The following is a 6,560-nucleotide window of genomic DNA, read 5'->3' as shown; positions in this document are numbered from 1 at the left end:
TTCTAACTCGCTATACAAATTTATAAATAAGTTGAAAATCATTGTTGACACTTTTACACAATATTAAGGACTTGACTGAAATCTCTAGGCATGAGTCCGAAAAATGGTGTGATTCAGACAAGGCAACAGGAAATTTCCAAGCATGAGTCTGAAAAATGGTGCGATTCAGACAACACCCGAGGGAATTTCCGGTCATGAGTCCGAATGCGGGTGTGATTCAGACAAGGCAAGAGAAAATCCCCAAGTATGAGTCTGAATAAGGGTGTGATTCGGACAAGGCTATAGGAAATCTCTAGGCATGAGTCCGAATGCGGGAGTGATTCAGACAAGGTCAGAGAAAATCCCCAAGTATGAGTCTGAATAAGGGTGTGATTCGGACAAGGCCAGAGAAAATCCCCTAGTATGAGTCTGAATAAGGGTGTGATTCGGACAAGTCTATAGGAAATCTCTAGGCATGAGTCCGAAAAATGGTGTGATTCGGACAAGGCAAAAGGAAATTTCCAAGCATGAGTCCGAATGCGGGTGTGATTCAGACAAAGCCAGAGGAAACCACTAAGTATGAGTCTGAATAAGGGTGTGATTCGGACAAGGCTATAGGAAATCTCTAGGCATGAGTCCGAATGCGGGTGTGATTCAGACAAGTCTATAGGAAATCCCCAAGGATGAGTCGGAATGCGGGTGTGATTCAGACAATGCCAGAGAAAATCCCCTAGCATGAGTCGGAATAAGGTGTGATTCAGACAAGGCCGGAGGAAATCCCCAGTCATGAGTCTGAATAAAGGTGTGATACAGGCAAGGGCCAAAAGAAATCTCCAAGCATGAATCCTAATTTAGCATGATTTGGGCAAGATCCGAGGATAACTCCATTTTGAGTCAAAATGGGGAATGTAATTTTCTATAGGATGGGTTAAACTGTTGAAAACGTATATAATAAATTTTTTTAACTGAGAGTGAACTTTTTAATGACTTCATACGTATTATTAGCGAAAAATAAAAAATAACAAATTTTCTCGGGGGAGAATTCAATGCATGGATGAAAAGGAACTAATTCGCAGTGCAAAGCGTGGTGACTCACTCGCGTTTGCAATGCTTTTTAAAGAACATTATCCTTTTTTAGTTAAGTATTTAATAAAAGTTACAATGAAACCTGATATTGCTAAAGACATCGCACAAGAGGCAATGATGAAAAGCATGGAAAAAATTAATATGTATAACGGTAAAGCAAAATTCTCCTCATGGCTCATAACAATTGCTACGAACTTATACATAGACACTATCCGCAAAAAGAAACGCGAACAAAATTATCAACAGGAGCAAGCATTACGAAAAATGAAGTGGCAATTCGAGAACCATTCTGAGGATTGGAATGATGTTCTTGATGCACTGGGAAGGCTTTCAGATGAAATTCGGATTCCAATTGTTCTCAAACATTATTATGGATATTCATATGAAGAAATCGCTGATATGCTTCATATCGCCATCGGTACTGTTAAATCAAGAATACATAATGGAATTCATACAGTGAGAAAGGAGTTGAGACCTAATGAAGAAAAACAAGCTAACTCTATTAAAAAACGAACAACGACTTGAAGAGGATCCAGAAACGATTCAAGATATAAATGAAGCACTCACTAAAATAGATCATCATTACTCGGTTTTCACTCCGGACCTACAAGTATTTGAACAAATGGTAGCAACTGCACAACAAAAACAAAAGAAGAAGTTTAGACGAGAACTGACCGCATTTATTTTGATTGCATTATTCATCATGACGGCTTTAATAACGTCATTTTTCCGTCTTCCTCTTGCATTTATTGTGATTCAAGGTATTGCAACAATTAGCTTTCCAGTATATAGCTTCTTTCGTTATCGAAAAAAGGTGATTGTACATGAATACGAATGATACTCTACTTATTATGGTGGCAGTGATTGCCCTTCTTATTCAAAGCTTTTGGTTGTTTTTAGATGCTCGAAAGCGGGGGCATAATTATTGGTTTTGGGGAATATGGGGATTAATTCAATCACCGTTGCCCCTTCTTTTTTATCTTATTATTGCAAGAAAAATTTATCGACGTAAAGCAGGTAGGGAATGATGAGGAATATTGCAAAATATATTGTATTAATGATAGCCATTGTTGGACAAATCGTAGGAATTGTATTTTTGTTTATTGATATTTCAAAGGCACTAACATTCTATGCCTTTTACATGGTTGCCATTATTCTATTATTTGCCCTATTAGTATGGGAACGAAAACGTGAGAAAGAGGAGGATGACGAAAATGATTATCGTGACTACTGATTTTGTACCTGGAAAAGAAGTAAAAGAACTTAAAGGATTTGCAAGAGGAGGTACAGTTCAGTCAAAGCATATTGGTAAAGATATAATGGCTGGATTAAAAACAATTGTTGGAGGAGAGATCTCCGATTATACTGAAATGCTAGAAGAAGCCCGCCAAAAAGCAATTGGTCGAATGGTGGAAGATGCAAAAGCAAAAGGAGCAAATGCAGTAATCGGGATGCGATTACAAACCTCAGCTGTTATGCAAAATGCATCTGAAATTATTGCATATGGAACAGCAGTTTATGTAGAGTAACTAGTAAAACTTAAAAAAGCCTTGATAATTATTTCCAACATGTTATGATTGGAAATAAGAAAAATTGCATAAATAATATTATTCCACTAGGGGTGCCTTTAAATAAGGTAAATGTATTAATGGTGTTATACCTTTGAATCGTTTACCGGAAGGCTGAGATTGAGGATTGTTTTATCATAACCTTGAGACCCTTAGAACCTGATCTGGTTGATACCAGCGTAGGGAAGTGGGTAGACGGGTCTCTTTATTTTTATTTGTCTAAATCCAAACCACTTTCTTTACGTTGGTAAAGAAGGTGGTTTTTTATTTTGCAAATAACAGTAAAGGGAGGAGAATTGAACATGTTATTTTCAGAAGAAATACGTAAAGAGGCAAACGATATTTGGGAGGCAAGCTTTGACCATCCATTTGTCACAGGGATTGGAGACGGTACATTACCAATTAAATGTTTCCGTTACTATGTCATGCAGGATGCCTATTACTTAACTCATTTTGCAAAAGTGCAATCTTTAGGCGCAGCAAAGGCGGAGGACTTACATACAACAAACAGGCTTGCTATTCACGCTCAAGGAACTTACGAGGCCGAACTAGCGCTGCATAAAAGCTTTTCCGGAAGACTTGGGATTACGGAGGAAGAAAGAAAAAACTTTAAACCCGCACCGACAGCATATGCATATACATCACACTTGTATAGAGCCGCATATTCAGGTCATTTGGGTGATGTAATTGCTGCTTTATTACCATGTTATTGGCTATATTATGAAATTGGTGAAAGACTTAAAGGTTGCAAACCAGAAGAGCCGATTTATCAGGAGTGGATTGCGGCGTATGGTGGGGATTGGTTTAAAGAACTAGTTGAAGAACAGATCGATAGAGTAAATGAATTGGCAGAAAAAGCGACGCAAGAGGATCGTGACCGCATGAAGGAACATTTTATGATTAGTAGTCAATATGAATACTCCTTTTGGGAAATGGCGTACAAATTAGAGAACTGGCCAGTTCAATCAAAACTATCTGTCTGAACGAAGGAGAAGAGGAGAGGTATTAATGAGCAAAGGATTAAAACTAACTGATATTTTGGTTACGATCGTAATCGCCATTGCATTTGGAATTGTTTATATTGTTTGGGGTTCTTTATATTATGTTGTAAAGCCGATTGGGCTGCACGCCGATCAGTTAATCTATGGAATGTGGTTTATTGCAGCGACTGTTGCGTATCTTGTGATTCGTAAACCTGGTGTTGCATTACTGGCAGAAATTGCAGCTGCCTCAGGTGAATTTATTTTAGGGTCTCCATGGGGCCTAACCGTTCTGCTGTACGGTGTTGTACAGGGGCTGTTTGCTGAAGCAGTGTTTATGCTCTTTCGATATAGAAAATATAATCTTGCTGTGGTCGTCTTGGCAGCAATAGCTTCTTGTCTAGGGTCAGTAATAATGGATTTTGCGTATGGAGAAATAGGTGACTTAGCTACCTGGAATCTCATTTTGTTCCTAGTTGCTAGATTCGTAGGTTCCATCTTGTTTGCTGGTGTTTTTGCTTATTACCTAGTTAGTGCCTTGGAAATGACAGGGGTAACAAAACTTGTACGCCCACTATCCAGCAGTGATTTTGATGCACTAGATCAAAAATAAAAGGGGATCGAATATGGAATCAATTGCCTTTGTAGAATACCTACGTTTAACATTTCCTGGAGATAAGTCCTTGCTTTTTAAGGACTTATCTTGCCATATTAAAAAAGGGGAGAAAATATTAATTCTCGGGCCTTCAGGTTGTGGAAAGTCAACAATTCTTCAAGTGTTAAGCGGGATTATCCCAAACTCGATAGAATTACCAATGAAGGTAGATAAGTTACAGATCCCCAAAGCATGGGGCTATGTTTTTCAGGATCCTGATTCACAGTTTTGCATGCCTTATGTTGATGAGGAACTTGCATTTGTCTTAGAAAATTTACAAATTCCTAGGGATCAAATGGATGAACGGATAAAAAGTCTTTTAGAGCAAGTTGGATTAGATTTGGAAGATATCCACACAAACATCCAAACCTTGTCAGGAGGAATGAAACAACGTTTAGCCATAGCATCTGTATTGGCATTAGAGCCAGACGTATTATTTTTAGATGAGCCTTCATCCATGCTTGATCCAGCTGGGACACAGGAAATTTGGGAAGTGATAAGAAATGTTATGGTGGATAAAACAGTGGTCATCGTAGAGCATAAACTGGAGCACGTCCTTCCAATTGTTGATCGAATAATCCTTTTCAACGAAGCTGGAGAGATTATTGCAGATGGATCTAAAACTGAAATTTTTTCTAATTATAAAACGGTCATCAACGAACAAGGTATTTGGTATCCAGGAGTCTGGGATCACTTTGTTCAAGACTTTAAATGGATGCAATCTATTAATACAGCAGAGTTTAATCCCCCATCTATTCGACTAGAGGAATTTAAGGGATATAGACAGAAAAAGGAAAAAATATATATTAACGATGTTCAAGTTCAGGAAGGAGAGTGGATTGTGGTCAAGGGGAGAAATGGTGCTGGGAAAAGTACCCTGCTTCACTCCCTCATGCAATTCATTCAAACAAAAGGTCACTATTCATTATTTGGAGAAGTAGTTACAACCTCAAAAAAGCTAGATCACGCCATGACATTTGTATTTCAAAACCCGGAGCTTCAATTTGTAACAAACTCTGTTTATGAGGAAATTGCTTATTCGTTAAGGATTGATAAACGAAGTGAACTAGAAATATCTGAGACCGTGGAGGAACTTCTACGAATCTTTCACCTCATAGAACATCAAAACAAACATCCTTACCAGTTATCTATGGGACAAAAACGAAGATTAAGTGTAGCAGCCTCTATTGTAAGGGATCAGCAAATACTTTTACTAGATGAGCCCACATTTGGACTTGACTCAAAAAATACGTTTGCCCTTCTTACTTTACTAGAAAATTATAGACAAAAGAACAAGACAATCATTATGGTTACTCACGATGAAAAAATTGAAGAGTATTTTGCGACAAGAAGTTGGACCATTGAGAATGGGAGATTAGTAAAAGATCAATTGTTGAATCAAGTGAAAGTAAATCTTAGCCTCTTGAGAGTGTAAACAGGGAAAGGAAATTACTCATGGAACTTTTAAGTAAAGATACATGGCTACATCGAATAAATCCAAGTATAAAGCTATTCGTACTAATCAGTTTATGTATTGCAGTATTATTCATTGATACTCTTCAGCTTCTTATTCATATTTCATTGGTCGTTTTTATCTTATTCTTTGGATTCACAGGACATTCATTTAAACGAATCATTCTTATTACTTTGCCATTTTTGCTTATTTTTCTCTCAACCTCATCATCTATGATTCTATTTGGTAAAGGAGAGACGGTACTTTTTAAGTGGGGACTTATAACAATCTCCGAGGAAAGCATTTATAAAGGGTTAGTTGTTGGTTTTAGAGGAATTATATTTGCAGGTCTAGGCTTAACGTTCGCTTTAACGACACGGCCTGTTTTTCTTTTTTATTCGTTGATGCAGCAGCTAAAGTTGCCGCCTAAATATGCATATAGCTTTATGGCTGGATTACGGTTGATTCCCATTATGATAGAAGAGTTCCAAACGATTCAAAATGCATTGCGCGTTCGTGGGATTGAACACCAAAAAGGGATTCGCTCTATCTTTATTAAACTAAAAGCATATTCTATTCCGTTATTATCACAAAGTATTAGGCGAGCACATCGGATAGCAGTTGCTATGGAGGCAAAGCGCTTTTCGAATCATAATAATCGTACATTCTATTATGAACTGACTCTTTCAAAGTATGATTTGGTTTTTATTCTATATTTCGTGATTATGGTAAGTCTTGGTTACTATCTCTCCAGTCCATTATTTTTGATTTAGGAGTCCGGTTACTTCATGGAAGGGAACTAGATGTGTTACGATAATTTTAAGTTAAGGAATAAGATA

Annotated in this window: 9 protein-coding genes and 1 riboswitch; all 9 genes read left to right on the top strand. The window is 37.5% G+C overall.

Annotated features, from left to right (window positions below):
- Positions 1 to 1,029: 1,029 nt before the first annotated feature.
- The 9 genes from sigY (at position 1,030) to ACR65M_RS18905 (ending at position 6,494) form a co-directional block, all read left to right on the top strand.
- Complete coding sequence (sigY, locus tag ACR65M_RS18945) at positions 1,030 to 1,590, top strand: RNA polymerase sigma factor SigY (RefSeq protein WP_440274089.1); 561 nt, start codon at positions 1,030 to 1,032, stop codon at positions 1,588 to 1,590.
- Positions 1,544 to 1,903 carry a YxlC family protein gene (locus tag ACR65M_RS18940; RefSeq protein WP_341332529.1) on the top strand — a complete coding sequence of 120 codons (360 nt, stop codon included), beginning with the start codon at positions 1,544 to 1,546 and terminating at the stop codon, positions 1,901 to 1,903. Before sigY ends, ACR65M_RS18940 begins: the two co-directional genes overlap by 47 nt.
- Positions 1,890 to 2,093: a sigmaY antisigma factor component gene (locus ACR65M_RS18935; protein WP_440274088.1), complete on the top strand. Its 204-nt coding sequence runs from the start codon at positions 1,890 to 1,892 to the stop codon at positions 2,091 to 2,093. Before ACR65M_RS18940 ends, ACR65M_RS18935 begins: the two co-directional genes overlap by 14 nt.
- Entirely contained in the window at positions 2,093 to 2,299 is a 207-nt protein-coding gene (locus tag ACR65M_RS18930; RefSeq protein WP_099353347.1) for a hypothetical protein, read from the top strand. Before ACR65M_RS18935 ends, ACR65M_RS18930 begins: the two co-directional genes overlap by 1 nt.
- On the top strand, positions 2,280 to 2,594 hold the full coding sequence (locus ACR65M_RS18925; protein ID WP_121447125.1) for a heavy metal-binding domain-containing protein: 315 nt from the start codon (positions 2,280 to 2,282) through the stop codon (positions 2,592 to 2,594). The genes ACR65M_RS18930 and ACR65M_RS18925 overlap by 20 nt, the downstream gene beginning before the upstream one ends.
- Positions 2,595 to 2,672: 78 nt before the next feature.
- Positions 2,673 to 2,836: riboswitch (TPP riboswitch) on the top strand.
- A gap of 99 nt (positions 2,837 to 2,935) precedes the next feature.
- Positions 2,936 to 3,616 carry a thiaminase II gene (gene tenA, locus ACR65M_RS18920; protein ID WP_341332528.1) on the top strand — a complete coding sequence of 227 codons (681 nt, stop codon included), beginning with the start codon at positions 2,936 to 2,938 and terminating at the stop codon, positions 3,614 to 3,616.
- A gap of 25 nt (positions 3,617 to 3,641) precedes the next feature.
- Complete coding sequence (locus tag ACR65M_RS18915; RefSeq protein WP_341332527.1) at positions 3,642 to 4,226, top strand: ECF transporter S component; 585 nt, start codon at positions 3,642 to 3,644, stop codon at positions 4,224 to 4,226.
- 13 nt (positions 4,227 to 4,239) lie between these two features.
- Positions 4,240 to 5,703: an ABC transporter ATP-binding protein gene (locus ACR65M_RS18910; protein WP_341332526.1), complete on the top strand. Its 1,464-nt coding sequence runs from the start codon at positions 4,240 to 4,242 to the stop codon at positions 5,701 to 5,703.
- 20 nt (positions 5,704 to 5,723) lie between these two features.
- The gene (locus ACR65M_RS18905; RefSeq protein ID WP_341332525.1) at positions 5,724 to 6,494 is read left to right on the top strand and encodes an energy-coupling factor transporter transmembrane component T family protein; all 771 of its coding nucleotides are present in this window, start codon (positions 5,724 to 5,726) and stop codon (positions 6,492 to 6,494) included.
- The last annotated feature ends 66 nt before the right edge of the window (positions 6,495 to 6,560 follow it).

It is taken from the genome of Ferdinandcohnia sp. SAFN-114, assembly GCF_059415045.1.
This window is presented reverse-complemented; position numbering and strand designations above follow the sequence as displayed.

Bases quoted from the DNA above. Each gene is read 5' to 3' on its own strand.
- sigY (WP_440274089.1), top strand. From the start codon at position 1,030: ATGGATGAAAAGGAACTAATTCGCAGTGCAAAGCGTGGTGACTCACTC.
- ACR65M_RS18940 (WP_341332529.1), top strand. From the start codon at position 1,544: ATGAAGAAAAACAAGCTAACTCTATTAAAAAACGAACAACGACTTGAA.
- ACR65M_RS18935 (WP_440274088.1), top strand. From the start codon at position 1,890: ATGAATACGAATGATACTCTACTTATTATGGTGGCAGTGATTGCCCTT.
- ACR65M_RS18930 (WP_099353347.1), top strand. From the start codon at position 2,093: ATGAGGAATATTGCAAAATATATTGTATTAATGATAGCCATTGTTGGA.
- ACR65M_RS18925 (WP_121447125.1), top strand. From the start codon at position 2,280: ATGATTATCGTGACTACTGATTTTGTACCTGGAAAAGAAGTAAAAGAA.
- tenA (WP_341332528.1), top strand. From the start codon at position 2,936: ATGTTATTTTCAGAAGAAATACGTAAAGAGGCAAACGATATTTGGGAG.
- ACR65M_RS18915 (WP_341332527.1), top strand. From the start codon at position 3,642: ATGAGCAAAGGATTAAAACTAACTGATATTTTGGTTACGATCGTAATC.
- ACR65M_RS18910 (WP_341332526.1), top strand. From the start codon at position 4,240: ATGGAATCAATTGCCTTTGTAGAATACCTACGTTTAACATTTCCTGGA.
- ACR65M_RS18905 (WP_341332525.1), top strand. From the start codon at position 5,724: ATGGAACTTTTAAGTAAAGATACATGGCTACATCGAATAAATCCAAGT.